Here is a 25,106-nt window from a genome sequence, read left to right on the forward strand (position 1 = left end):
TCAGATGCCACGCGCCGATGGCAATGAATATTTCTATGCGTTTTCTATTTACTCCATCATACTAGAAGATGTTCTTTGAGCGTGATGTGAATTCACGCGTGGGGTATGAAAAAGCCCGCCCCGGAGGGGCGGGCCTTGCCAGGCGCGGCTTGCGGGGCGGGCGGATCAGGCACCGCGCCCCATGCCGGTTCAGCGCTTCTCGACCGGCGTGTAGTCGCGGTTGGTCGCGCCGGTATAGACCTGACGCGGGCGGCCGATGCGCTGCGCAGGATCCTCGATCATCTCCTTCCACTGGCTGACCCAGCCGACGGTGCGGGCGACCGCGAAGAGCACGGTGAACATGCTGGTCGGGATGCCCATCGCCTTCAGGATGATGCCCGAATAGAAGTCGACATTCGGGTAGAGCTTGCGGGAGACGAAATACTCGTCTTCCAGGGCGATCCGCTCCATCTCCATCGCCATGTCGAGCAACGGCTCGTCCTTGATGCCGAGCTCGGCGAGGACCTCGTGGCAGGTCTCCTTCATGATCTTCGCGCGCGGGTCGAAGTTCTTGTAGACCCGGTGGCCGAAGCCCATGAGCTTCACATGGGAGTTCTTGTCCTTCACCTTCTCGATGAAGGCGGGGATGTTCTCCGGGGAGCCGATCTCCTCCAGCATCTTCAGCACCGCCTCGTTGGCGCCGCCATGGGCGGGGCCCCAGAGCGCCGCGATGCCGGCCGCGATGCAGGCATAGGGGTTGGCGCCGGTGGAGCCGGCGAGGCGCACGGTGGAGGTGGAGGCGTTCTGCTCGTGATCCGCATGCAGGACCAGGATGCGGTCCATCGCGCGGGCGAGAATCGGGTTGACCTTGTAGTCCTCCGCCGGGACGGCGTTCAGCATGTAGAGGAAGTTTTCCGCGTAGTTCAGGTCGTTGCGCGGATACACGAAGGGCTGGCCGACCGAGTACTTGTAGGCCATGGCCGCGATGGTCGGGACCTTGGCGATCAGGCGGAAGGCCGAGATCTCGCGCTGGCGCGGATCATTGATGTCGAGCGCGTCGTGGTAGAAGGCCGAGAGGGCGCCAACCACGCCGCAGAGGATCGCCATCGGGTGCGCGTCGCGGCGGAAGCCGTCGAAGAAGCGGCGGATCTGCTCATGCACCATGGTGTGCATGGTGACGTCTTGGGTGAACTGGGCGAGCTGCTTCTTGTTCGGCAGCTCCCCATTCAGCAGCAGGTAGGAGACCTCGGTGAAGTCGGAGTTCTCGGCGAGTTGCTCGATCGGGTAGCCGCGATAGAGCAGGATGCCCTGGTCGCCGTCGATATAGGTGATCTTGCTCTCGCAGGCCGCGGTCATGCCGAAGCCCGGATCGAAGGTGAAGATGCCGAGATCGGCATAGAGCTTTCGGATGTCCGCCACCGCCGGTCCGACGCTCGCCTGCACCAGCGGCGCGCTGCTCGAGCGGTTGGTGCCGTCGAGCGTGAGGGTGACAGAGCCCTTGGAGGCGTCGCTCATGCGTTGATCCTCGCAGCCGGTATGAGACCGGCCGTATTGGTGGACACATTATTCCGAAGGGGCGATGGGCGGTAGGCGGCACTCGGGTCGCACCCGCTTCCGTTCCCCGGGGAATGGTGCGGCGCAAGATAGGCCAGACGGCGGGCTTGTCCATCCACATGGCCGGAGGGACGGCGCCGCGCCTGTCGCAGGATGCCCCGGAAGTGGATCCGGGGTGCGGATTTCAGCGCTCGCGCCAGGATTTCGGCGGGCGGGCACCGGCGGCCCAGAGGCCGAGGCCGGCGGAACGGGCCGCCTGCTCGAGCGGAGCGAAGGCGGAGTCCTCGCCCAGGGCCCAGCCGGCGGAGACGAGGGCGCCGTTCAGCTCCACCGCCCCGGCCTCGCAGCGGCCGAGGCCGCGGCCGAAGCGGTCGCGGCCCTGGACGCGGCATTGCACGGCGCGTCCGGCAACGATGCGCGAGAGCACCTCGGCCGAGCCGGCGCCGCAGTCGAACTCGCGCCCGGCCGGATCGCGGCAGGTCTCACCGCGGGCCGGGGCCTCAAGTCCGCGCAGGCGCACGATCCGGTCCGACAGGCGCAGCGTATCGCCATCCACCACCAGCACCTCGGCTGGGGTGGCGGCCCAGCCTTGTTCAAGCGGGGAATTGCCTAAGAGCTGGGTCGGGCCGCCGAGTCCGATCCATGTCGCGGCGCCGGCCGCCAAGCCGAGCAGCAGCAAGGGCCCGCGCCAGGCACGGGGGGAGGGGGCGGGACGAAAGATGCGGCGACGGGGAAGCACTGCAACCCTGCGTAGCAAGCAGCGGCGCCCCCACACAAGCGGGGATGCGGCGCGGTTTTCCGGGAATTCTGCGGTGGGCGGATCAGGCGGCCATTTCGGGCAGGTCGCCTGGCTGCAGGAACCGCAGAAGCTGTGCCTTGCCCACGCCCAGGGACGCCCAGGGACCTTCGAGGGCGAATTCGGCGAGGGACGCCGTGGGATAGGACTCGGCAAGGGCCTGAACCGATGAACGGGCCTCCACACCTGCGGGGCCGGCCTCCGGGCTGGCAAGGTTGAGGGCCAGGTCGTGCAAGCCCGGGTTGTGCGCGATCAACAGGACGCTCCGCACGTTGTCCGGCACCTCTCGCACCGCCTGTAGCAGGCGCTCCCAGGGGGCGAGGTAGAGGTCGTCCATCGGCTCGATGCGCGGCGGACCGTCCAGCGTGCCGAGTCCCTCCAGCGTCTGAAGTGTCCGGCGGGAGGAGGAGACGAGGACCAGCTCGGGGCGCATGCCCAGGCCGCGCATGGCGCTGGACATCGCGGCGGCAGCGCGGCGGCCGCGGGCGTTCAATGGACGGGCGTGGTCCGACAGGGCCGGGTCGTCCCAGGCAGATTTGGCATGACGCAGCAGCAGCAACTGTCGCATGGCGCGATCCTCGCACATCGGGCGCTAACTGTCGCGAGGGGGGGGCGTTTCCGCGTTCGGAAGATTCGGTGGCGGATCAGCGGCGCGGCGGGGCGTTCATGATGCGGCTGGGCGGGGGTGCACCCGGCATGGGGACCGGAGAGGCGCCGGGGCTGCGGGTGAGAGGCGCGGCGGGCTGCTCCTCGCGTGCGGCCTGGCCGGGATAGACCGTGCCCTGGGTGACGCCAACGCTGACGCACTGAAAGGCGAGCTGCGCCGTACCGACCTGGATACCATACCAGGAGACGGCCGAGCGGGAGAGGGCCATGTCCCCGGCGGTGCGCAGGAACCACTGGTCGAAGCCAAGGGTGCGGCGGCTGCCGGAGACGGTGAGCATGTTCAGCTCGTGCTGGAGGCGGAAGGCATTCCCGACGACCTCCCCGCGCACCGGCCCGGTGGCATCGGAGGCCTCGCCGACCCAGCTGCGGCCGGTGGGGTCGGCGGCGTCGCGGCGGAGGGTCCAGAAGCGACGTTCCTCGAAGCTGTCGCCGTAGCGGATATGCTCGTCGAAGGTGAGCTTCGTGCCATTCCAGGCGCCCAGGAGATGGGCGGTGAACCAAGTCTCGATCGCGCCGAGGCGGGTGGCGAAGACGCCGTGGCTGCGCAGCTTGCCGGCGAAGAACTCCTCCGGGTGGAAGGGCGGGCCCTTGCCCTCGAAGGTGTCCGGACTGGTGCCGCAGCCCGGAAGGGCGGTGGCGGCGGCGAGCGCGGGGAGGGCAAGGAGGAGAGAGCGTCGGCGCGTCATGTCGGGAGCGGACCATCTATCACGCTGTCCGGCTTGGCCAGGGTGCGGGGCGCGGCTGCGGCGAAATCCACGGTGTTGTGCCATTCACGCCGATGCTCGCGTGCTGGCGCCGGCGCCGGCGCCGGCGCCGGCGCAGGGACAGGAGACGGTGCTACCGCTGGGCGAAGGACGCGCGGCCTATCCGATGCCGGCGCGGCGTATCAGGGTGGACGGCGTGGCGGTCGGGGAGTGCGGCGGCGTGGCCTTCCGCGACGGAGGCGAGGCGCGCGTGACCGCCAGGGATGCAGTGACCGAGGTGGTGCTGGTGGAGATCGTAGTCCGGCCACCGGATGAGTGGGGCGACGCATCCCGCGTCGCCCCGCGCGTTATACCGGCTCCCTTCCATGCGGCCCTGCCGCGGCTGGAGCATCGGTCCATGCGAGGAGTCGGACGCGCGGCGGCATTCCAGCCGCGAGCCTGCGATTCGTGAGCACGCTGCAATTCGTGGCGCTGCTGCTGGCGTCGATCGGGCCCCTGCTGGCGCTGGCCGGGATGGTGCGGCTGCCGAACTCCCTGGTGCTGGTGGCCGTGGGGGCCGGCACGGCCTTCCTGCCGGGGCTGCCGGATGCGCCGGTGGATCCGCAGTTGCTGATCACCCTGTTCCTGCCGCCGGTCATCTTCGCGGCGTCGATCCGGGTTTCGGTGCATCTGTGGCGCTTCGCCCTGGGGCCAGGGGTGGCGATCGGCATCGGGCTGACGGTGGTGACGATTCCGCTCATCGCCCTGGCCGCGCGTTGGCTGCTGCCGGGGCTTGGCTGGGCGCCGGCGCTGCTGCTGGGCATCGTGGGGGCGCTGTTCGACACGCGCATCTTCCATGAGGCCGAGGGCCGGCCGCAGGTGCCGCGAGCCATTGCAGATGCGCTGAAGGTGCGGGAGATGGTGGCGCGAATCCTCGCGCTCGGCGTGCTGGGACTGCTGCTTCATGCGGTGGAGGAAGGCGCGCCGACTCCGCTCGGCGCGGCCGGGCGCTTCACCTGGGCGCTCCTGGCCGGGGCGGCGGCGGGATGGGCGCTCGGGCGGGGCTCGCTCTGGCTGCGCGGGCGCGTGGGGCCAGCGCCGGTCGAGATCGCCGTATCCATCGCGCTGCCCTTTCTTTGCGCGCTGGCCGCACAATGGCTGGGGCTTTCGCTTTCGGCCACGATCATCGCAGCGGCGCTCACCGTCTCATCCAGCGACGTGGATCGCGACACGGGGGCGACCCGAACCTCCTCGGAAGCAAGGATTTCCGCGACGAGTTTTTGGGAAGAGGTGAGCCTGCTGCTTTCGGCAGTGCTGTTCGTGCTCGCCGGGCGGGCGCTGCCGCATACGCTGCAGGCGCTGGAATCCTGGCCGCTCTGGCGGACGGCGGGCACGGCGCTGGCGCTGGTGGTGCTGATCCTCGGGCTGCAATTCGCCTTTTCCTACCTGGCCGCCTGTATGTCGGCGCCCGCGGAGGCGCTGCGTGACAAGGAGGGAGAGTCGGGGCGGGAGATCACGAGGCTGACCGCGGCGGCGGTGATGGCCTGGGCCTGCACGCCCTCGATCCTGGGGATCGTCATCGCACTTTCGGCGCCGCAGGAGATGGAGGATCGTGGGCTGACGCTGGTGGTGGCGGCCTTCCTGATCCTTGCCGCGGTGGTGGTGCAGGGGCTGACGCTGCGCAGCGCGGTGCAGGCGGCGTCGCTCGGCAACGAGGAGGAGGAGAAGCGGGAGCAGGAGCTTGCAGGCGAGGTGGCGTCGCAGGCGGCGGAGGGGCAGGAGGATGTGCAGGACGGGCATGACGCCGTGCGCCGTGCGCTGCTGCAACTGCGCGAGGAGAACCACATTGGCGACGAGATGCTGCAGAAGATGCTGCGCGAAACGGATCTGAGCGCGCGCGCCGCCGAGGGGCCGGCGGCGGCGTTGCCGGGGGCGGGGCCGCCTAATCCCTGACGGTATGGGGGCCGCCTTGGGACCTCGCTTACGACTGTCCCCAAAAACCGCCGCAATGTCCGGGGAGGCGAAGCCTCACCCGGGCCGCGGGCGCGGCGCTATCAGCCCGCCTTGTTGCGAATCGGCGGGGCCAGGACATCCGCCGGGATCGGGCATTCGTAAGGCTTCCCCGCACGGCGCTTCGCCAGCTCGGCCTTGGCGCGGGCGAGGAGTTCCGGGTCGCGGAAGCCATCGAGCGCCGTGGCGGCCATGACCTTGGCCGCCTGGACCATGCCCTTATGGGCGTGGGGAGACTGGCCCTGGGCCACAGCCTGCCAGGTGTGGAAGGGGGTGCCGATGGCCCAGCAGGCGCCCCAGGCCTGGACCGTGGGGACGATCTGCGAGACGTCGCCGACATCGGTGGAGCCGGCCTGGGTTATGGGGTTGCCGTCGAAGGGCAGCACGTCCTCGTGCAGGGCGGCGTGCGCCATCTCGGGCGCGGCGCCGAAGGCCGCGACCTCCGAGGTGATGTCCTCCTCGCTCAGGGAGCGGCGGATCTCGGCGGCGAAGCGTTGGTCAGCCTCGTCATGCTCCGGGGCGCCGATGGACTGGAAGTTGCCGTGCAGGGCCATGTCGAGGGTCTGGTTCTGCAGGGTCTCTGAGCAGGCCTTGTCGATCTCGAAGGACCAGCTGGTGCCGGTCATGATGGCGGCGCCCTCGGCGCAGGCCTTCACGCGCTCAAACAAGGCGCGGGCCTCTGCGACCTTCGGAGCGCGGATGAGGTAGAGGACTTCGGCATTCGCCTGGACCACGTTCGGCGAGACGCCGCCGGAATTGGTGATAGCGTAATGGACGCGGGCCTCCTGCGGCATGTGCTCGCGCAGGTAATTCACGCCGACATTCATCAGCTCCACGGCATCCAGCGCCGAGCGGCCGAGATGCGGCGAGCCGGCGGCATGGGCCGCCTTGCCCTTGAAGCGGAAATAGATCTGGTAATTCGCGAGGTTGCGGATGGCCATGACGCCGTTGAAGGCGCCGGGATGCCAGGTGATGGCGGCGTCCAGATCGTCGAAGGCGCCTTCGCGGGCCATGAAGGTCTTGCCTGAGCCACCTTCCTCGCCGGGGCAGCCATAGTAGCGGACGCGGCCCTTCATGCCGGCCCCACGCAGCGCGTCCCGCGCGGAGACCGCGGCGAGCATGGCGCCGGCGCCTAGAAGGTTGTGCCCGCAGCCATGGCCGTTGCCGCCGGTTTCCACCGGGCGCTGCTCGGCGATGCCGGCCTGCTGAGAGAGGCCGGCCAGGGCGTCGAACTCGCCGAGGAAGCCGATCAGCGGACCGCCTTCGCCGGATTCCGCCAGGAAGGCGGTGGGGATGCCGGCGACATTGCGGGTGACTCGGAAGCCCTCGGCCTCCAGCTGGGCGATCTGCGCCTCGGCCGAGCGGTGCTCGGCGAAGCGCAGCTCGGGCATGGCCCAGATGCGGTCGGAAAGCTCGGTATAGGCGGGGGATTTCGCCTCGACCGTGTCGGAGAGGCGATCGAGCGCGATGGGGTCATTCTTCATGCGGGCGCTCTCTACTCCCCCCTTGTGTGTCAGGTCACCTCGATGATGAGCTTGCCGAAGTTCTTTCCGGCGAGCAGGCCCATGAAGGCCTCGGGGGCATTCTCCAGGCCCTTTACGATGTCCTCGCGGTATTTCAGCCCGCCCTCCTTCAGCCAGGCGCCGCCGATGCGGCGCCATTCGGTGAAGGCGCGGGGATGGTCGCTGACGATGAAGCCGCGGAGGGAGAGGCGCTTGCGGTTGATCTGGCCGAGATTGGGGCCGGGGGCGGGCTCGCCATCCTGGTATTCGGCGATGGCGCCGCAGAAGGCGAGGCGGGCGAAGTCATTCATCAGCGGCCAGGCGGCCTTCTGCACGGCGCCGCCCACATTCTCGAAATAGCCGTCGATGCCGTTCGGGCAGGCGGCGGCGAGCTGGGCGGGCAAATCCGGGGCGCGGTGGTCGACGCAAGCGTCGAAGCCGAGCTCGCCGGTGACGAAGGCGCATTTCTCGGGGCCGCCGGCGATGCCGACCACCCGCGCACCCATGCGCTTCGCGATCTGGCCGGCAACGCCGCCGACGGCGCCGGAGGCGGCGGTGACGACATAGGTCTCACCGGGCCGGGGCGGGGACATCTCGGTGACACCGACCCAGGCGGTGGTGCCGGGCATGCCGAGCAGGCCGAGGGCGGTGGTGAGGGGGGCCTCGTCCGGGTTCAGCTTGCGCAAGCCGGCGGCGGGCATCGCGGAGAATCGCTGCCAGCCATAACCGCCCAGCACCCAATCGCCGGGCCGGAAGGTGCCGGTGGGATCCTCGGCGACCTGGGCGACAGTCTGGCCGACCATCACCGCGCCGATCTGGACGGGGACCGCGTAGGAGGCGCGGTCGTTCATGCGGCCGCGCATATACGGGTCGAGGGAGAGGAAGCGGTTGCGGAGCAGGACCTCACCGGGGCGCGGGGTGGGGGGCGGGCCCTCCACCACATCGAAGTGTTCCGGTCCGACGCGGCCGGTGGGGCGGGCGCGGAGGAGGATCTGGAGGTTCGTCTCGGTCATGCGGCGGGTTCCCTGCTGCCCCGCCAGTAGGTACGTCCCGCGCCGCCCGGAGCAAGCGTGGCAACGGGGCAGGATTTCAGCAGGCGCGTCCGGCGGGAGGTGCTGGGGCGGGGCCCGCGGCTGGCGCCCCGATGCTGGCGGGGTTACTGCGGGGGCATGGCGATGGGTGGATGCCGCGCCGCGCCGCCCTGCAAGGGAGAAGGCGCCGGATGCGGGTGATCGGGCTGGCGGGCTGGAGCGGGGCGGGGAAGACGACGCTGCTTTCGGCGTTGATTCCCTGGCTGAAGGGGCGTGGGGTGTCGGTCTCCACGATCAAGCACGCGCATCATGCCTTCGATGTCGATAAGCCCGGGAAGGACAGCCACACGCACCGATTGGCGGGGGCCGGGCAGGTGCTGGTGTCCTCCTCCATGCGCTGGGCGCTGATGACGGAGCTGCGCGGGGCCCCGGAGCCGGGGCTGGCGGCGCTGATGGCGCATCTGGATCCGGTGGAGCTGGTGATCGTGGAGGGGTTCAAGCGGGATCCCCATCCGAAGATTGAGGTGCACCGGGTGGCGAATGGGAAGCCGTGGATGCATCCGGAAGATCCGGCGATCCGGGCGGTGGCCTCCGACGTGCCGCCGCCGGGTGGGTTGCCGCATGTGGCGCTGGACGACATTCCGGCGATCGGCGCGCTGGCGCTGGAGCATGCCGCATCATGGCCGGGCTGAGCGGCGACTGCTTCGCGCATGGGGGCGACCTCCTTCCGGTGGAGGAGGCGGCGGCGCTGGTGGTGGCGCGGGTGACGCCGGTCGGCGGTGTGGAGCAGGTAGCGCTGCGGTCGGCGCGGGGGCGGGTGCTGGCCGCACCGCTGGTGGCCCAACGGGACCTGCCGCCGTTCCGGAACAGCGCGGTCGATGGTTATGCGCTGCGGCACGCGACGCTTTCGCCCGCGGGGGAGACGCGGCTGGCGCTTGCCGGGCGGGTGGCCGCCGGCGAGGCGGCGGGCGTTCTGCCGGCCGGCGCCGCGGTCCGGGTGCTGACGGGCGCGCCGGTGCCGGAGGGCGCCGATGCCATCGCCATGCAGGAGGATGTGCGGCTGGCGGATGGCGCCGTGCTGCTGCCGCCCGGCTTGGCGCGGGGGCTGGAGCGGGGCGCCAATATCCGCGAGGCCGGGGAGGATGTGGCGCGTGGCGAGGTGGCGCTTCCCGCCGGTCGGCGGCTGGATGCGGCGGCGATCGGGCTGGCGGCGGCACTGGGCGCGGCCCGGCTCGGCGTGACGCGGCGGCCGGTGGTCGGGGTGTTCAGCACCGGGGATGAGCTGGTGGAGCCCGGAGGCGCGCTGGGCCCGGCGAGCCGGCATGACAGCAACCGGCACACGCTGCTGGCCCTGCTGGATGGACTGCCGGTCGAAGCGCGTGACCTGGGCATCCTGCCGGATCGGGCGGCGGCCACTGCTGATGCATTGCGTGTGGCGGCCGCGGCGCATGACCTGCTTCTGACCTCAGGTGGGGTGTCGGAGGGGGAGGAGGATCATGTGCGGGTCGCCATTGAGGCGCAGGGGCGGCTGCATTTCTGGAAGCTGGCGGTGAAGCCGGGCAAGCCGGCGGCGCTGGGGGTGATCGGCGGCGTGCCGGTGCTGGGGCTGCCGGGGAATCCGGTGGCGGCGGTGGTGGCCTTCCTGCATCTGGCGCGGCCCCTGGTGCTGCGCCTGGCCGGGTCGGCGGCGGAGGCCTTGCCGCGGTTCCCGGCCGTGTCCGGCTTCGCGCACCGGAAGCGCGCCGGGCGGCGGGAGTATCTGCGGGTTTCGCTGCGACGCGGGGTGGCGGAGCGCTATCCGCGCGATGGCTCGGGGCTGATTGGGTCGCTGGCGCGGACGGAGGCTTTCGTCGAACTGCCCGAGGAAGTGACCGCCGTCGCGCCCGGCGAGCCCGTGACCGTGATCCCTTACCTGGGCTTGTTCTGACCGGGGAGCGCGGCGCATTCCAGCGCCAGCAGATCCTCGGGCGTGTTGGCGTTGAGGAAGGGGTCGCCTTCCCATTCCACCACCCTGCACCCGTGCTTTGCGGCCCAGCGGCTGACCTTGCCTTCGCCCGCGAGGATGGCTGTGCGGAGGTCGTCGCGCAGGGCGGTGGACCAGAGGGCGATCGGCGGGTGGGTCCGGCCGCCCGAGGCGGCGCAGGCGATCGGCGCGGCAGCCGCCTGGAGTCGCGCGGCGAGATCCAGAGGGATCAGGGGTGTGTCGCCCGGGATGGTGAGGACTTGCGAAAGGCCGAGGCTGGCCGCGTGGTCCATGGCAGCGAGGATGCCGGCAAGGGGGCCGGGATGGCCCGGGATGCTGTCGGGGACAACGGGAAGGCCGTAGGCGGCGAAGCGCGACGGGTCGCCATTGGCGTTCAGGGCGAGGGCGGAAACCTGGGGGGCGAGGCGTGCGAGGATATGCGCCAGCAGGGGGCGGCCGTGCAGCGGCAGGAGGGTTTTGTCGCCACCGCCCATGCGCCGTGCCAGGCCACCGGCCAGCACGGCGCCGAGGATGGGTTCAGGACCGTCCACGCAGGGCAAGGGGGCGGAGCAGGAAGGCGGTGCCCCAGCCCCAGCCGGCGCCGATGAGTGGCAGCACCCAAGGCGGCGTCGCCCGCGGCAGGTGCTGCGGGACGATGTAGACGGCGACCAGCCCCATGACCGCGCCGGTGATGAGGTCCGGCGTGGGCAGGAGGCGCAGGGCGAGGGCGATGATGAAGCCGCCGGCAGCGCCCAGGATGCAGAACCAGGCGAGCCAGGGCAGGCCGTGCGGGCCGGTCGTCTGGATATAGGCGGCAAGCGGCATCAGCTTGCCGATGTGGTGCAGCAGGAAGAGCGTGGAATCGCGGAAGACGATGACCGCGAGGGCGCCGCAGGGCACGCCGTAGAAGAGTGCCCTGCGGAAATCCTCCTTCATGCCGAGGCGCGTTCCGCCGCGCATTCGCGCAGGGCTTCGGCCAGCATGTCCATGCCTTCATTGACCAGCTCGTGCGAGGTGGTCAGGGGGGCGAGGAAGCGGATGACGTTGCCGCGCACGCCGCAGGAGAGGAGCACGAGGCCCTTATCGGCCGCGCGCGCGACGAGGGCGCGGGTGAGGTCGGGGTCGGGCTTGTCGGCGTCGCCGCCGGAGACGAGCTCCATCGCCACCATGCCGCCGACCTGACGGATGTCGCCGATGATGCCGGTGAGGGAGTTGGTTGCCTGCATCTCCTTGATGCGGCGGACCAGGAGATCCCCCAGCTCATTGGCGCGGGTGCAGAGATCCTCCTCCTCGATCACGTCGAGCACCGCATTTGCGGCGGCGCAGCCGAGCGGGGAGCCGCCATAGGTGCCGCCCAGGCCGCCCGGATGCGGGCTGTCCATGATGGAGGCGGTGCCGGAGACGGCGGAGAGGGGGAAGCCGCCGGCCAGCGACTTCGCCATGGTCACGAGGTCGGCCTTCACGCCGGTGTGCTCCATGGCGAACATCTTGCCGGTGCGGGCGAAGCCGGTCTGCACCTCGTCCGCGATCAGCAGGATGCCGTATTTGTCGGCGATGGCGCGCAGGCCCTGCATCAGCTCGGGCTGGGCCTGGTAGAAGCCGCCCTCGCCCTGCACGGGCTCGATGATGAAGGCGGCGATCCGGTTCGGGTCGATGTCCGCCTTGAACAGCGTCTCGATGGCGTCGAGCGTCTGCGCGACTTCCTTGCCGTGATAGGCGATGGGGAAGGGCAGGTGGTAGATGTCGGCCGGCATCGGGCCGAAGCCGACCTTGTAGGGCACGACCTTGCCGGTCAGCGCCATGCCGAGCAGCGTGCGGCCGTGGAAGGCGCCGGAGAAGGCGATGACGCCCGGGCGGCCGGTATGGGCGCGGGCGATCTTCACCGCATTCTCCACCGCCTCGGCGCCGGTGGTCAGGAACACGGTCTTGGCCGGGCCGCGCACGGGCGCGATGGCGTTCAGCCGCTCGGCGAGGCGGACATAGCTCTCATAGGGCGTCACCTGGATGCAGGTGTGGGAGAAGTTCTCCAGCTGCGCCTGCACGGCGGCCTTCACCTTCGGGTGGAGGTGGCCGGTGTTCAGCACGGCGATGCCGCCCGCGAAGTCGATGTAGCGCTTGCCCTCGACATCGATGATCTCCGAGCCCTCGGCCTTTGCGGCGAAGACGGGGAGGGAGGTGGCGAGGCCGCGCGGCACGGCGGCTTCCTTGCGCGCCTGCAGGTTGGCGTTGCGCGGGCCCTCCTCGAGGGGAGCCGTGGTTTCGCCGGTGATGGTGGTGCCCATGGATACAATGTCCCTGTACGCGCGAAGGCCGGAAGTTGCTCCGCGCCGCGTGCGGGGGCAAGGCTCAAACACACGGTCCGGTGATGGAATAGTGCGGAGGGCGCCTACGGGGCGGTTTGTCGTCTGGGTGAGGACAGATGCGGGCGCGCCGCGGGCCCGCAGGGGATATCACGGGACCGTGAGCGGCCGGTGCCGGCTGGGGTACCTTGCGGCGCCTGTCCAGGGCGCGCAACTTGCGCCCCCTTTACGAAACGGGAGTCGACAGTCCGTGAACGGTGCCCAAAGTCTTGTCCACACGCTGCTCAAATCGGGTGTGGACACCTGCTTCGCCAACCCGGGCACCAGCGAGATGCATTTCGTCGCGGCGCTGGACCAGATCCCCGGCATGCGCTGCGTGCTGGGGCTGCAGGAGAATGTCGTGACCGGCATGGCGGACGGGTATTTCCGCCTGGCCGGGAAGCCCGCCTGCACGCTGCTGCATTGCGGCCCGGGCCTCGCGAATGGCTTGGCCAACCTGCACAATGCGCGCCGGGCGCGCAGCGGGATCGTCAACATCGTCGGCGACCAGGCGACCTATCACCGACCCTTCGACGCGCCGCTGACGGCGGATACCGAGGGCTGGGCGCGGCCGGTTTCGGGCTGGGTGCGGACCAGCACGGCCTCGGCCGAGGTGGGAGCCGACGCGGCGGTGGCGGTGCAGGCGGCGCGCACGGCGCCTGGACAGGTCGCGACGCTGGTGCTGCCCTCCGACGCCTCCTGGGACGAGGGCGGGGTGGTGGCGGAGCCGCTGGCGGTGCCGGCGGCCCAGGCGGCGGACCCTTCCGTCATCCGCAACGCGGCGCGGGTGCTGCGCGAGAAGAAGAACGTGCTGATCCTGCTGGGCGGGATGGCGCTGCGCGAGAACGGGCAGGCGCTGGCCTGGCGGATTGCGCAGGCGACAGGCGCGAAGCTGCTGGCCGAGGGCTCCAATGCGCGCGTCTCGCGCGGGCGGGGGCGGCCTCAGCTGGAGCGCGTGCCCTATGTGGCGGATGTGGCGATCAAGGCCCTGGCGGAGTTCGAGCACATCATCCTGGTGAACGCGAAGGCGCCGGTCGGCTTCTTCGCCTATCCGGACAAGCCTTCGCGCCATTACTCGCCGGATGCGCAGGTGCATGTGCTGACGCGCTTCGAGCAGAACGCGGAAGCCGCGCTCGCGGCGCTGGCGGACGAGCTGGGCGCGCCGCAGGCGGCGATTCCCGATCCGGGCCCGCGGCCGCAACCGGGGCGTGGGGCGCCGACGCCGGAGGGGCTGGCGCTGACCGTCGCGGCGCTGATGCCGGAAAACGCGATCGTTTCCGACGAGAGCGTCTCCTTCGGCCGCGGCTTCTATCCGCTGACCCATACGGCGCCGGCCCATGACTGGCTGCAACTGACCGGCGGCGCGATCGGCGACGGCATGCCGGTGGCGACCGGTGCCGCGATCGGCGCGGGCGGGCAGCGGCGGGTGATCAGCCTGCAGGCGGATGGCTCGGCGATGTATTCCGTGCAGTCGCTCTGGACGCAGGCGCGCGAAAAGCTGCCGGTGACGACGATCATCCTGTCGAACCGCAAGTACCAGATCCTGATCGGCGAGTATGCCGGCGTGGGCGCCAATCCGGGGCCGACGGCGATGAACATGCTCGACCTCGGCAATCCCGACCTCGACTGGGTGAAGATCGCGAACGGCATGGGCGTGGAGGCCGCGCAGGCGACCACCCTCGAGGCCTGCGGCGACTTGCTCTCCCAGAGCGTGAGCCGGAACGGCCCCTTCCTCATCGAACTCGTCATCTGACGGAGACCATGACCATGGCCAGCTATCCTAAGGTGCAGCTGCACATTGACGGCGAGTGGCGCGATGCGCGCTCCGGCAAGGTGCTGGAGATCATCAACCCGGCGACGGAAGAGGCGATCGGCACCGTCGCCCATGCCGAGAAGGTGGATCTCGACGAGGCGCTCGCCGCGACCGAGCGCGGCTTCGCGGTGTGGCGCAAGGTTTCGGTGTTCGAGCGCAGCAAGCTGATGCGCAAGGCCGCGGACCTGCTGCGCTCCCGCGCCGATTCCATCGCCGCGATGATGACGGCCGAACAGGGCAAGCCCCTCGTCGAGGCGAAGGGCGAGGTGCTGGCCGGCGCGGATGTGATCGACTGGTTCGCGGAGGAAGGGCGGCGCGCCTATGGCCGCGTGATCCCGGCGCGGGCCGAGGGGATCTATCAGCTGGTGGTGCGTGAGCCGGTGGGTCCGGTCGCGGCCTTCACGCCGTGGAACTTCCCGATCAATCAGGTGGTGCGGAAGCTTTCCGCGGCGCTGGCGACGGGCTGCTCGATCATCGTGAAGGCGCCGGAGGAGACGCCTGCCTCGCCGGCCGAGCTGATCCGCTGCTTCGTGGATGCGGGCGTGCCGAAGGGCGTGATCGGGCTCGTCTATGGCGTGCCGTCGGAGATTTCCTCCTACCTCATCCCGCATCCGGTCATCCGTAAGATCACCTTCACGGGTTCCACCCCGGTCGGGAAGATGCTGGCGGCCATGGCTGGGCAGCACATGAAGCGTGCGACGATGGAGCTGGGCGGCCATGCCCCGGCCATCGTGTTCGACGACGCCGACATCCAGAAGGCAGCGAAGACGCTGGCCGCTTCCAAATTCCGCAACGCCGGCCAGGTATGCGTTTCGCCGACTCGCTTCCTGGTGCAGGAGCGGAGCTTCGACGAGTTCCTCGAGACCTTCACCAACGCGGCCAAGGCCATCAAGGTCGGTGCCGGGACGGAAGAGGGCGTGGCGATGGGGCCGCTGGCGAATGAGCGCCGCATCCCCTCCATCGAAGCGCTGGTGCAGGACGCGGTGGGCCGTGGCGCGAAGCTGCAGACGGGTGGCAAGCGAATCGGCAACAAGGGCTACTTCTACGAGCCGACGGTGATCTCCGACCTGCCGCGCGACTCCCGCGCGATGAACGAGGAGCCCTTCGGACCGCTGGCGCTGGTGAACCGCTTCTCCGACTTCGACGAGGTGGTGGCGGAATCCAACCGTCTCCCCTTCGGGCTGGCGGCCTATGCCTTCACCGGATCCGCGACGACGGCGCAGGCCATCGCGGCGAAGGTCGAGACGGGGATGATGACGATCAACCATCTTGGCCTGGCCCTGCCGGAAGTGCCCTTCGGCGGCGTGAAGGACAGCGGCTACGGCTCCGAGGGCGGGTCCGAGGCGATCGAGCCCTATCTGGTGACGAAGTTCGTCACGCAGGCGGGGCTGTAGGAAAGCCGGAGGCTCTGCCTCCGGATCTCCGCCGGGGTGGCAGCGGCCACCCCGGACCCGCGATGGCTTTCTGCGGGGATGGTTTGATGCGCGGCACCGCGGGGCTGGTGCCTGAGGTCATGGACCTCAGGCGCGGCTTCCATCGGAGCATGGGGCTCGGGGCGCATGACTGCCGCCGGAAATACCTGCGGGCGCGAGCAAGCTTCGGGAGCATTTATCCCGGTTCGCCTGGAAGCTGACCTGTCTTCGGAGGCTGAACCTCCTGCCTGCACCGCCTCGGACATAGGGAGTAGGTCTGCTCCCATGCGGGGCAGTATTAGATCGGCCAGTCCAGCGGCGGGTCGTAGCGGACGGCGGTGAAGCACAACCCGTCGGGCGGGGCGGTCTGACCGGCGCGGGTGCGGTCGCGACCGTCGAGCACGGCGCGGGGCCAGGTGACCGGGCGCGCACCGCGGCCGACCTGGGCCAGGGTGCCGACCATGTTTCGGACCTGGTGGTGCAGGAAGGAGCGGGCCTCCACCGTGACCACGATCTCGTCGCCATGGCGGGAGACGTCGAGGCGGTCCAGCGTGCGGAGGGCGTCCTTGGCTTGGCAGGCGGCGGCACGGAAGGCGGAGAAGTCGTGGTGGCCGAGCAGCATCTGCGCGGCTTCGTGCATGGCGCCGGCATCCAGTCGCTGCGGGACATGCCAGACGCGGCCGAGGTCCAGCCCCGGCCGAGCGCGGCGGTTGAGGATGCAGTAGCGATAGGCGCGGTGGACCGCCGAGAAGCGGGCGCTCCATTCCTCCGGGGGGCGGACGACGGAGAGCACCGCGACGGGATGGGGACGGGTGCGGGTGTTCAGCGCCTCGCGGATGCGCTCCACCGGAAGGTCGGCGGCGAGGTCCACCTGGGCGACCTGGCCTTCGGCATGGACGCCCGTGTCGGTGCGGCCGGCACCACCGATTACCGGCTCCACGCCGCCATTCAGCGGAGCGGCGGCTTCCTCCAGCACCTGCTGCACCGTGAGGCCGTCCTTCTGGCGCTGCCAGCCCAGGAAGGGCGTGCCGTCATATTCGATCAGCAGGGCGTAGCGGGGCATTTCAGCCGAGGATCGTGCCGGGAGCCACGCGGGTGCCGCGCAGGAAGGCGGCGCTGTCCATGGCGGCGCGGCCGGGCTTCTGGATACGGATGAGCTGGAGGGCGGTGCCCTCGCCGCAGGCAACCAGCAGGGTATCGTCCAGCACGGTGCCCGGGGGCGCCTGCCGGCCTGAGGCGGGTTCAGCGGAAAGCACGCGCAGGGGCTCGCCGTTCAGTGCGGTGAAGGCGCCGGGCCAGGGGGACATGGCGCGGATGCGGCGGTCCAGCGCCTCGGCTGGCTGGGTCCAGTCCAGCCGGCCATCCTCCTTACCGAGCTTGGGGGCGTAGGTGGCGCCTTGCTCGGGCTGCGGGATGGCGGGGGGATCTTCCTCCAAGGCGCGCAGGATCAGGCGGGCGCCCATGGCGGAGAGGCGGTCATGGACATCCGGCGTGGTGTCCCGGGGTTCGATGGGAGTGGCTTCGCGCAGGAGCATGGGGCCGGTGTCCAGGCCTTCGTCCATCCGCATGATGGTGATGCCGGTCTCGGCGTCCCCGGCCAGGACGGCAGCGTGGATGGGGGCGGCGCCGCGCCAGCGGGGAAGGAGGCTGGCATGAATGTTCAGGCAGCCGCGGCGCGGGGCGTCCAGCATGGGCTTGGGCAGGATCAGGCCGTAGGCGACGACCACCGCGGCATCGAGGTCCAGGGCGGCGAAGGCCTCGTGCTCGGCGGTGTCGCGGCGGACCTTCGCGGGCGTGCGGACGGGCAGGCCGAGGTCGAGGGCGGCCTGGTGGACGGGGCAGGGGGTCTCGTGCTGGCCGCGCCCGGCGGGGCGGGGGGGCTGGGCATAGACGGCGGCGATCTCGTGGCCGGCGGCGTGCAGGGCGTGCAGGGCGGGGACGGAGAAGGCGGGGCTGCCCATGAAGGCCAGGCGCAGGGGACGGGTGGTGCGCTCCTGCGCCGCGGCGGTGGTCACATCGCCTCCCGCGACTTCAGCTTCTGCTCCTTCAGGAACCTCTTCAGCAGCATGTTGCGCTTCAGCGGGCTGATGCGGTCGGTGAACATCACGCCGTCCAGGTGGTCGATCTCGTGCTGGAGGCAGGTGGCGAGGAGGTCGTCGGCCTCCATCTCCCGGCGGGTGCCGTCCAACTCGCGCCAGCGGACCTTCACCCGGGCGGGGCGCTCGACATCGGCATATTGGCCGGGGATGGAGAGGCAGCCTTCTTCGCGGATCGCGCGCTCCTCGCTGGCGGCGACGATCTCGGGGTTCACCAGCACCATCGGGCTGGGGGGACTGCCCTCATGCTGGACGTCGAGGACGATGAGGCGCAGGCCCTCGCCCACTTGGGGGGCGGCAAGGCCGATGCCCGGCGCCTTGTACATGGTGGCCAGCATGCGGGGCGCGAGCTCCCGCACGCGGTCCGCATCGCCTTCGGCCACCGGGCGCGCCTTGGCGCGCAGGATGGGGGCAGGGTGGAGCAGGACAGGGAGGAGGAGGATGTCGGTCATGGCTTGCTCCGCCCGCATGTAGGGCAGAAAGGTACGCGGCGGAATGCATGTCAGGGCTGCTCTGCCTGCCACTGTACCAAGCGGGTATGGCCGGGGAGCGCGGCCGGGGTGATCTTGCAACAGAGGGCGGGATTACCGATATCCTTTGCCGGGGCCGGTGCCTTGATGGGCCGGTCCTTCGTGGCCTCGCTTCCTCAAGGATGCCGCTTCATGTCGCGTTCGCCGGTCTTCGGATCGCCGCTCTTCCTGGGCTTTGACCACCTCGAGCAGATGCTCGACCGGGTGCAGAAGTCTGCTGACGGCTATCCCCCCTACAATATCGAGCAGACGGCGGCCGACAGGTTGCGGATCACCCTTGCCGTGGCGGGCTTTGCCATGGACGACCTGCAGATCACGCAGGAAGACAACCAGCTGGTGATCCGGGGCCGCCAGAGGGACGATTCCGAAGGACGCATCTTCCTGCATCGCGGCATTGCCGCGCGGCAGTTCCAGCGGGCCTTCGTGATCGCCGAAGGCATCGATATCGAGGGCGCCTGGCTCGACAACGGCCTGCTCCATGTGGAGCTGCGCCGTCCCCAGCCAGAGGTCCGCGTCCGGACCATCCAGATCAATGGCAAGACCCGCCCGATGGTGGACGGCGAGGCCTGAACAATCCCCGCCCGTGATGCCCCGCCGAACCGGGGGGCCGAATGGGCGTTATTAGTCCGCAGGCCATTCCGGCTGCGGGCGAGGAGAAGATGATGAACCCGACCCCTGCCTTCACCCTCCGCAACCTGTCCGCCCTCGACTGGGCGCGATTTGGGGCGCAGGAGTTGGCCTATATCCGCCCGGTGACCGTGAACGGCGCTTCGGCGGTGGCGATCCATGCGGCGGATGGCACGCCGATCGGTGCGGCGCCGACCGAGGCGCTGGCGATTGCGGCCATCCTGCAACACGAAATGGCGCCCGTCCTCGTCCACTAAGGCGAGGTCGAGCGCGAGCGGGGCACGCGAGGGCATCCTTCGCGCGGGCGCGCGGCTGAAGGCGACCGAGGGGAGGCGCCGCGCCTCCCCGCCGGTCCCTTGGTCCGGCGTGTCAGGCTGGGCGCGCCAAACCGTCCGGATGGGGGTCGATCCAGCCCACATGGCCGTCGGTGCGGCGATAGACGACATTCAGGATTCCGGAGCCCCGGTTGCGGAACATCAGGACCGGCGCCTGGGATAAGTCGAGACGCATCACCGCCTCGGGCACGGTGAGATGGCTGATTTCGGTCGGGGTTTCGGCAACGATCGCGCCATTGTGCTGGCCGTCAGCGACCTCGGTCGCGAACGCCGCGCCCTCCTCGGCCTCTTCTTCGTCCCGCAGCAGCACGTCGCGGGCCATTTCGGCGAGGGGATTGCGTTCCTCGGCCATGTTCCGCGCATGCTCGTTCACGCGGCGCCGGTAGCGGCGCAGGCGCTTGCCGATATGGGCGGCGGCGTCGGCGAAGGCGCGGTGGGCGTCGATTCCCTCCCCCTCGGCCCGCATGCTGAGGCCGCGGCCAGCTCGGAGATTGATGTCGCAGGCGAAGAATGTGCGATCCCTTCGAAAGGTCACATGTGCATCCAGCGCATGGTCGAAGTATTTTCGCGCGACTGCGGCCAGCCCATCCGTCACATGCGTTTTCAGTGCCTCCCCGGTCTCAACGCCCTTGCCGGCGACCGTGATGTGCATGGATAGGCTCCCTCTGATCTCATTGTAACAAATGTGACCTGTGGGGCAGGCTTGGCGCTTTAAAGGGGCGTTTCAGAGAGCAGGCGCCAATTTCTCCCTCTTGCGCTGCACGGAAGAGGGGATGCGCAGCGCGTCCCGGTACTTTGCGACGGTGCGCCGGGCGATATCCACGCCTTCGGCGCGAAGCCGTTCCACGATGGCGTCGTCCGACAGGACATCCGCCGGCGTTTCGGCATCCACCAAGTCGCGGATGCGGTGGCGGATGGCCTCGGCGCTGAAGCTTTCGCCACCGCGCGTGCCGGCGATGGCGGTGGTGAAGAAGTATTTCAGCTCCAGCGTGCCGCGCGGCGTCGCGATGTACTTGTTGGCAGTGACGCGGGAGACGGTGCTCTCGTGCATGCCCAGCTCATCCGCCACGTCGCGCAGGATCAGCGGGCGGAGGTGCCCGACGCCGTGCCGGAAGAAGGCCTCCTGCCGCCGCACGATCTCGGCGGCCACGCGCAGGATGGTGTTGGCGCGCTGTTCCAGGCTGCGGACCAGCCAATTGGCGGCCTGAAGCTTCTCGGCCAGGAAGGCGCGGTCCTCCTTGCTGCGGGCGCCGGTCTGGGCGGTGGCATGGAAGCCGCGGTTGACCAGGACGCGGGGCAGGGTCTCGGGGTTCAGCTCCAGCAGCCAGGTGCCGTCGGGCAGGCGGCGCATGAGCACATCCGGCACCACCAGCTGCGCGACCTCGCCCTCGGCGGAGGCGCCTGGCTTGGGGTTCAGGCGGCGGATCTCGGCCACCATGCCCGAGAGGTCCTCGGCATCCACGCCGCAGGCGTGGAGCAGGGCATGGGTGTCGCGGCGGGCGAGGAGCTCCAGATTGTCCAGCAGGGCCTGCATCGCGGGGTCCAGCCGGTTCAGCTCGGCGAGCTGCACGGCCAGGCATTCGCGCAGGTCGGCGCAGAAAAGGCCCGGCGGATCGAAGCGCTGCATGCGGGCGCGGATGGCGGAAACGGTTTCGGTTTCGCAGCCGAGCGCCTGGGCGATGGTGGCATCGGAAATGGGAAGCCGGCCGGCGGGGTCGAGCAGGGCGATCAGATGGCTCGCGATCAGCCGGTCGCGCGGGTGCCCGAAGGCGAGGCGGGCCTGCTCGGCCAGGAGTTCGCGCAGCGAGCGCGGGCGTTCGCCAGCGATCTCCTCCAGGCTGCGGCCCTCATCCTCCCAGGAATCGGCGCGGGCGCCGCGGGAGGAGGGGTAAAGGGCGTCGCCGCTTTCGTAGCTGGAGGACCAGTCGGCTTCGATAGGGCTGGCGGCGTCCTCGCCCATCAAGGGGGAGGAGGCGGCCTCGAAGGAGTCGCATTCCACCGCCACGGGGGCGGCGGGGGCGGTGCTCTCCTCGCGCTCCAGCATCGGGTTGCGCTCCAGCTCCTCCTCGACGAAGGCGGATACTTCGAGGTTGCTGGACTGGAGCAGCTTGATGGCTTGCCGCAGTTGCGGCGTCATCACCAGCTGCTGCGTCTGCCGGAAATCCAGCCTTGGGCCGAGCGAGACCATTTTAATGCGCACGCGCCAGGTGCGGGCGCGGCCCTTCGTTCCTGAAAGGCCCGGTCCGGATCACAGGCTGAAGCGCTCGCCGAGATAGACGCGGCGCACGCCCTCATGCGCCACGATCTCCTCCGGGGCGCCCTCCATCAGCACCTGCCCGTCATGCAGGATGTAGGCGCGGTCGATGATGGCGAGGGTTTCGCGGACATTATGCTCGGTGATGAGCACGCCGATGCCACGGTTCTTCAGATGCTTCACGAGGTCGCGGATCTCGCCCACCGCGATGGGGTCGATGCCCGCCAGCGGCTCGTCCAGCAGGATATAGGCGGGATGGGTCGCCAGGGCGCGGGCGATCTCGCAGCGGCGGCGCTCGCCGCCCGAAAGGGCAAGGGCGGGGGCGCGGCGGAGATGGGCGATGCCGAATTCCGCAAGCAGTGAATCGAGCATCTGGTCGCGGCGCTCGCGGTCCGGCTCCACCACCTCGAGGGCCGCGCGGATATTGTCCTCGACGGAAAGGCCCCGGAAGATCGAGGCCTCCTGCGGCAGGTAGCCCAACCCCAGCCGCGCGCGGCGGTACATGGGCAGCATCGTCACGTCGTTGCCGTCGAGGAAGACCTGACCCTCATCGGGACGGACCAGGCCGGTCATCATGTAGAAGGTGGTGGTCTTGCCGGCGCCGTTGGGGCCGAGCAGCCCGACCGCCTCGCCTCGCCGGAGGCTGAGGGAGACGCCGCGCACCACGGAGCGCTTCTTGTAGCGCTTGCCGAGGGAGCGGGCGACGAGGCCGGAATCACCGGAAACCACGCGCAGCGCTTCGCTCATCGTGCGCGTCCCTGGGCCGGGGCCGCGCTGTTGGCGCTGCCTTGCCCAGTGCTGCCCTGGTTGGAACGGTCCGAACCGGCCGGGGCGTTCTCCTGGCCGGAGTTGGGCAGGATGAGACCCTGCACGCGCTGTCCGGGGGCGGAGACGAGGCGGGAGATGCCGCTGCGGAGATTCACGATGGCTTCCTGCCCCTGCAGCTGGTTCTGGCCCCGGGTAATGCGGACATTGCCCAGCACGCGGGCCATGCCGCTGACAGGGCTGTAGACGGCGCGGTCGCCACGCACGACCTCGGTCTCGGTGCGGATCTCGACATTGCCGAAGACCTCGACGCGGTCGAGCTTCGAGCCCTCGCCAGGCACGGGCTGGCGGCCGCCCCTGCCGGGTGCCGCGGCCGGTGCGGTGGGGGCGGTGCGGATAGCCGGACCAGCTGGCGTGGGGGGGCGGGCGGCAGCGGCCTGCACCGGGGGCGCGTTCTCCAGGAAATAGCCGACCAGCGTGTCGGCGCGGAGCTCCCGGTTCTCGCTGGTGGTCACATGCGCGGCGCCGCGCGCCACGGCCATGCGGCGCTGGGACCAGTATTCCAGACTGTCGCGCGCCGTGATGACGTCGGTCGGGGTAGTGAGCTTCAGGTTGCCGCCGGTCAGGACCATGACGGCCTGATCCATGTCGTAGACGGCCCGGTCGCCCTGCGCGCGGTCGGTCTGGGTGGCGATCCGGACATCGCCCTCGGCCTCAAGCCGCCAGATTTCGCCGCCGGACATGGGGCCGTTCTGGCCGGGCTGGGCGTCCGTGTTGCCCGCCGTCGCAGCCGCCTGGGCGCGGGGGCGGTAGCGGGCGATGAGGCGGGCGGCATCGATCGTCACGTTGTCGCGGACCGCGCGGGCATTGCCGCGCGCGACCACCACCTGCTCGTTCTGGCGCCATTCGATGCCGTCGGTGGCGGTTACCTCGACGGGCCCGCCGCCGGACATGTCGATCGGCTGCGCCCGGGCGGGGGTGCCGAGGGCGAGGGCCGCGAGGGCGAGGGCGCGAAGCAGCCGGGGCGGGGTCACTTGCCGCCCTCCAGCACCGCGCGGGCGCGGCCGGTGAAGACGACCACCGCACCGCGGTCCCGCAGCCGGAAGCCTTCCCCGGTGATGGTGCCGAAGGTGCCCTGGGCTGCGATGGGACGGTCGCCCTCCGCATTGCCGCCCTTCACGTCCACGCGTGCCTCCTGGGTCTCGATCAAGGTTCCGTCATCCTGCCAGATCGTCACGTCATCCTTGAGGTCGAGGATGTTGGCGTCGCGGTCGAAGCGGCCCTCGCGGCTTTCCACCAGAACCCAGCCGCCATTGTTCTGGGTCATGTCGCCGCGCGGCGCATCGAGGTCCACGACATTGGTCTCGCCTTGTTGCGAGGCGATGAACGCCGTCACGTTGAAGGGGCGGCCCGTCTCGTCCACGCCCTGATAGCGAGGCTCCACCACGCGAATCGCCTCGGGCGTCACACGGCTGAGGCGGCGGAAGGAGAGGCGGGCGTTCTCGCCGGCCTGCTCGAATTCGGGCCAAAGCACGATGGTGGCGAGCAGCCCCAGCGCACCGAGAGGGAGCAGCACCTTCAGCAACTGCACCGCGACGCGGCGGCGGAGGATGGAGCCACGGGTGTAGTTGCGCCGGGCACGGGAGGGAACCGGGCGCTCGGCCCAATCCGTCACGACGCTGGTGGCGAGGTCCGGGGGTGCGCCGGGGGAGGCTTGCTGCACGGCGCCGCGGCCGCGACCCTCTGGGCCGCCGCTGGATGCGGCTTCGGCAGGCGATGGGGCTCGGGCGGTCACCCCCTTTGTATGGGGCCGGCCGACGAAGCGGTCAACGCAGTGCAGCAATGCTATCTATCAAGAATCGTGCCAGAAACCGGGGCGCTGGTCAGTGGGCGAAGACGTCCGGGTCCTCGTAGCCCAGCAGGTCCAGCGCGGCGCGGGTAGGGAGGAAGCGGAAGCACTCCTCGGCGAGGTCCAATCGGCCCTCGCGGCGCAGCAGGCCCTCAAGCCGTGCCCAGAGGGCGTGCAGGTGGAGGACGTCGGAGGCGGCATAGGCCAGCTGCTCGGGCGTCAGCTCCGGCGCGCCCCAGTCGCTGGTTTGCTGCTGCTTGGAAATCTCGACACCGAGCAGATCGCGGCAGAGGTCCTTCAATCCGTGGCGCTCCGTGAAGGTGCGGACGAGCTTGGCCGCGACCTTGGTGCAGCGGACCGGGGCGGCATCGATGCCGAGCTCACGGCGCAGAATGGCGAGGTCGAACCGGGCGAAGTGGAACAGCTTCAGCGTGGCGGAGTCCGCCAGCAGCGCCTTGAGATTCGGACAGTCCACATGTCCGTTCACGCGCGGCGGACCGCCGAGATGCGGGGGGCGGATCTGGACGCAATGCGCCGCGCCGTCGCCAGCCGAGAGCTGCACGAGGCAAAGGCGGTCCCGCTGCGGGTTCAGCCCCATCGTCTCGGTGTCGACGGCGATGACCGGACCGAGCGAGATTCCGGCCGGAAGGTCGTCCCGGTGGAGATGGATGGTGGCGCTGGGCATGAAGACGGTGGTTCCCAATGGGGTGCTCCACCTTGTCAGGGCCCCCGTGGAAGTAGGGGGTTCAGAAGCCGGCCATCGGACCGGGTGATGGTGCCCAGGAAAGGACTCGAACCTTCACAACCTTGCGGTCACAGGTACCTGAAACCTGCGCGTCTACCAATTCCGCCACCTGGGCAAGGGGGCCGGCCGCCTCCGTCTTCGTGGCGGCGTGGAGCGG

The 25,106-nt window shown here is 70.0% G+C and carries 26 protein-coding genes and 1 tRNA gene; 8 read left to right on the forward strand and 19 right to left on the reverse strand.

All coding sequences use genetic code 11. The features are described 5' to 3' along the window. Positions 1-189: 189 nt before the first annotated feature. The 4 genes from gltA to GSE44_RS13930 form a co-directional block, all read right to left on the reverse strand. Positions 190-1,494, reverse strand: a complete 1,305-nt coding sequence (gene gltA, locus GSE44_RS13915) for a citrate synthase (RefSeq protein ID WP_159349438.1) — start codon at positions 1,492-1,494, stop codon at positions 190-192. 223 nt (positions 1,495-1,717) lie between these two features. Next, positions 1,718-2,272 carry a thermonuclease family protein gene (locus tag GSE44_RS13920; RefSeq protein WP_159349439.1) on the reverse strand — a complete coding sequence of 185 codons (555 nt, stop codon included), beginning with the start codon at positions 2,270-2,272 and terminating at the stop codon, positions 1,718-1,720. An 82-nt stretch (positions 2,273-2,354) separates the two neighbouring features. Beyond that, the gene (locus GSE44_RS13925) at positions 2,355-2,897 is read right to left on the reverse strand and encodes a SixA phosphatase family protein (protein WP_159349440.1); all 543 of its coding nucleotides are present in this window, start codon (positions 2,895-2,897) and stop codon (positions 2,355-2,357) included. 76 nt (positions 2,898-2,973) lie between these two features. After that, positions 2,974-3,681 (reverse strand): DUF3833 family protein, encoded by a 708-nt coding sequence (locus GSE44_RS13930; RefSeq protein WP_159349441.1) that lies wholly within the window; start codon positions 3,679-3,681, stop codon positions 2,974-2,976. 100 nt (positions 3,682-3,781) lie between these two features. On the opposite strand from GSE44_RS13930, the gene GSE44_RS13935 reads away from it, so the two are divergent. Both GSE44_RS13935 and GSE44_RS13940 read left to right on the forward strand, forming a co-directional pair. Continuing rightward, on the forward strand, positions 3,782-4,150 hold the full coding sequence (locus GSE44_RS13935; RefSeq protein WP_159349442.1) for a hypothetical protein: 369 nt from the start codon (positions 3,782-3,784) through the stop codon (positions 4,148-4,150). Then, positions 4,147-5,631, forward strand: a complete 1,485-nt coding sequence (locus GSE44_RS13940; RefSeq protein WP_201306067.1) for a cation:proton antiporter domain-containing protein — start codon at positions 4,147-4,149, stop codon at positions 5,629-5,631. Before GSE44_RS13935 ends, GSE44_RS13940 begins: the two co-directional genes overlap by 4 nt. A gap of 101 nt (positions 5,632-5,732) precedes the next feature. On the opposite strand, the gene GSE44_RS13945 is transcribed toward GSE44_RS13940, so the two are convergent. Both GSE44_RS13945 and GSE44_RS13950 read right to left on the reverse strand, forming a co-directional pair. After that, positions 5,733-7,172: a M20 family metallopeptidase gene (locus tag GSE44_RS13945; protein ID WP_159349443.1), complete on the reverse strand. Its 1,440-nt coding sequence runs from the start codon at positions 7,170-7,172 to the stop codon at positions 5,733-5,735. A 29-nt stretch (positions 7,173-7,201) separates the two neighbouring features. Beyond that, complete coding sequence (locus GSE44_RS13950) at positions 7,202-8,203, reverse strand: NADP-dependent oxidoreductase (protein ID WP_159349444.1); 1,002 nt, start codon at positions 8,201-8,203, stop codon at positions 7,202-7,204. A 209-nt stretch (positions 8,204-8,412) separates the two neighbouring features. Here GSE44_RS13950 and mobB point away from each other — a divergent pair, with 209 nt between their 5' ends. Both mobB and GSE44_RS13960 read left to right on the forward strand, forming a co-directional pair. Then, positions 8,413-8,913, forward strand: a complete 501-nt coding sequence (gene mobB / locus GSE44_RS13955; RefSeq protein ID WP_159349445.1) for a molybdopterin-guanine dinucleotide biosynthesis protein B — start codon at positions 8,413-8,415, stop codon at positions 8,911-8,913. Further along, a complete protein-coding gene (locus GSE44_RS13960) occupies positions 8,901-10,148 on the forward strand; it encodes a molybdopterin molybdotransferase MoeA (protein ID WP_159349446.1) in 1,248 nt (415 codons plus the stop codon). Before mobB ends, GSE44_RS13960 begins: the two co-directional genes overlap by 13 nt. On the opposite strand, the gene mobA is transcribed toward GSE44_RS13960, so the two are convergent. Genes mobA through gabT form a run of 3 tightly spaced genes read right to left on the reverse strand, consistent with a single transcriptional unit; the run spans position 10,130 to position 12,466 of the window. Next, positions 10,130-10,735 (reverse strand): molybdenum cofactor guanylyltransferase MobA, encoded by a 606-nt coding sequence (gene mobA / locus GSE44_RS13965; RefSeq protein ID WP_268893656.1) that lies wholly within the window; start codon positions 10,733-10,735, stop codon positions 10,130-10,132. The two genes, GSE44_RS13960 and mobA, sit on opposite strands and share 19 nt — an antisense overlap. Then, positions 10,722-11,120, reverse strand: coding sequence for a hypothetical protein (locus GSE44_RS13970; protein WP_159349447.1), 399 nt, complete (start codon positions 11,118-11,120; stop codon positions 10,722-10,724). The genes mobA and GSE44_RS13970 overlap by 14 nt, the downstream gene beginning before the upstream one ends. Next, positions 11,117-12,466: a 4-aminobutyrate--2-oxoglutarate transaminase gene (gene gabT, locus GSE44_RS13975; protein ID WP_159349448.1), complete on the reverse strand. Its 1,350-nt coding sequence runs from the start codon at positions 12,464-12,466 to the stop codon at positions 11,117-11,119. Before gabT ends, GSE44_RS13970 begins: the two co-directional genes overlap by 4 nt. Before the next feature lie 268 nt (positions 12,467-12,734). On the opposite strand from gabT, the gene GSE44_RS13980 reads away from it, so the two are divergent. Continuing rightward, a complete protein-coding gene (locus GSE44_RS13980; RefSeq protein WP_159349449.1) occupies positions 12,735-14,276 on the forward strand; it encodes an acetolactate synthase large subunit in 1,542 nt (513 codons plus the stop codon). Positions 14,277-14,290: 14 nt separating this feature from the next. After that, a complete protein-coding gene (locus GSE44_RS13985; RefSeq protein ID WP_159349450.1) occupies positions 14,291-15,730 on the forward strand; it encodes an NAD-dependent succinate-semialdehyde dehydrogenase in 1,440 nt (479 codons plus the stop codon). Positions 15,731-16,046: 316 nt separating this feature from the next. Here GSE44_RS13985 and truA read toward each other — a convergent pair whose 3' ends face one another. The 3 genes from truA to def are packed head-to-tail and all read right to left on the reverse strand — an operon-like array spanning position 16,047 to position 18,296. Further along, positions 16,047-16,811, reverse strand: coding sequence for a tRNA pseudouridine(38-40) synthase TruA (truA, locus tag GSE44_RS13990; protein ID WP_159349451.1), 765 nt, complete (start codon positions 16,809-16,811; stop codon positions 16,047-16,049). 1 nt (position 16,812) lies between these two features. Beyond that, the gene (gene fmt / locus GSE44_RS13995) at positions 16,813-17,724 is read right to left on the reverse strand and encodes a methionyl-tRNA formyltransferase (protein WP_159349524.1); all 912 of its coding nucleotides are present in this window, start codon (positions 17,722-17,724) and stop codon (positions 16,813-16,815) included. Positions 17,725-17,759: 35 nt separating this feature from the next. Beyond that, positions 17,760-18,296, reverse strand: a complete 537-nt coding sequence (gene def / locus GSE44_RS14000) for a peptide deformylase (protein WP_159349452.1) — start codon at positions 18,294-18,296, stop codon at positions 17,760-17,762. 210 nt (positions 18,297-18,506) lie between these two features. Here def and GSE44_RS14005 point away from each other — a divergent pair, with 210 nt between their 5' ends. Beyond that, entirely contained in the window at positions 18,507-18,944 is a 438-nt protein-coding gene (locus GSE44_RS14005; RefSeq protein ID WP_159349453.1) for an Hsp20 family protein, read from the forward strand. A 92-nt stretch (positions 18,945-19,036) separates the two neighbouring features. Continuing rightward, positions 19,037-19,258 carry a DUF1150 family protein gene (locus tag GSE44_RS14010; RefSeq protein WP_328799080.1) on the forward strand — a complete coding sequence of 74 codons (222 nt, stop codon included), beginning with the start codon at positions 19,037-19,039 and terminating at the stop codon, positions 19,256-19,258. 112 nt (positions 19,259-19,370) lie between these two features. Here the strand turns inward: GSE44_RS14010 and hpf are convergent, their stop codons facing one another. The 7 genes from hpf to GSE44_RS14045 form a co-directional block, all read right to left on the reverse strand. Then, positions 19,371-19,988, reverse strand: a complete 618-nt coding sequence (hpf, locus tag GSE44_RS14015) for a ribosome hibernation-promoting factor, HPF/YfiA family (RefSeq protein ID WP_159349455.1) — start codon at positions 19,986-19,988, stop codon at positions 19,371-19,373. A gap of 72 nt (positions 19,989-20,060) precedes the next feature. Next, on the reverse strand, positions 20,061-21,524 hold the full coding sequence (rpoN, locus tag GSE44_RS14020) for an RNA polymerase factor sigma-54 (protein ID WP_159349525.1): 1,464 nt from the start codon (positions 21,522-21,524) through the stop codon (positions 20,061-20,063). A 60-nt stretch (positions 21,525-21,584) separates the two neighbouring features. Then, complete coding sequence (gene lptB, locus GSE44_RS14025) at positions 21,585-22,337, reverse strand: LPS export ABC transporter ATP-binding protein (RefSeq protein ID WP_159349456.1); 753 nt, start codon at positions 22,335-22,337, stop codon at positions 21,585-21,587. Beyond that, complete coding sequence (locus GSE44_RS14030; RefSeq protein WP_235924803.1) at positions 22,334-23,389, reverse strand: LptA/OstA family protein; 1,056 nt, start codon at positions 23,387-23,389, stop codon at positions 22,334-22,336. Before GSE44_RS14030 ends, lptB begins: the two co-directional genes overlap by 4 nt. Next, complete coding sequence (gene lptC / locus GSE44_RS14035) at positions 23,386-24,078, reverse strand: LPS export ABC transporter periplasmic protein LptC (RefSeq protein ID WP_235924805.1); 693 nt, start codon at positions 24,076-24,078, stop codon at positions 23,386-23,388. The genes GSE44_RS14030 and lptC overlap by 4 nt, the downstream gene beginning before the upstream one ends. 160 nt (positions 24,079-24,238) lie before the next feature. Continuing rightward, positions 24,239-24,889, reverse strand: a complete 651-nt coding sequence (locus GSE44_RS14040) for a ribonuclease D (RefSeq protein WP_159349457.1) — start codon at positions 24,887-24,889, stop codon at positions 24,239-24,241. An 88-nt stretch (positions 24,890-24,977) separates the two neighbouring features. Beyond that, positions 24,978-25,064 (reverse strand) — tRNA-Leu (locus GSE44_RS14045). Positions 25,065-25,106 lie beyond the last annotated feature (42 nt).

The sequence above is a fragment of the Muricoccus harenae genome (assembly GCF_009848505.1).
Classification (GTDB): Bacteria; Pseudomonadota; Alphaproteobacteria; order Acetobacterales; family Acetobacteraceae; genus Roseomonas; species Roseomonas harenae.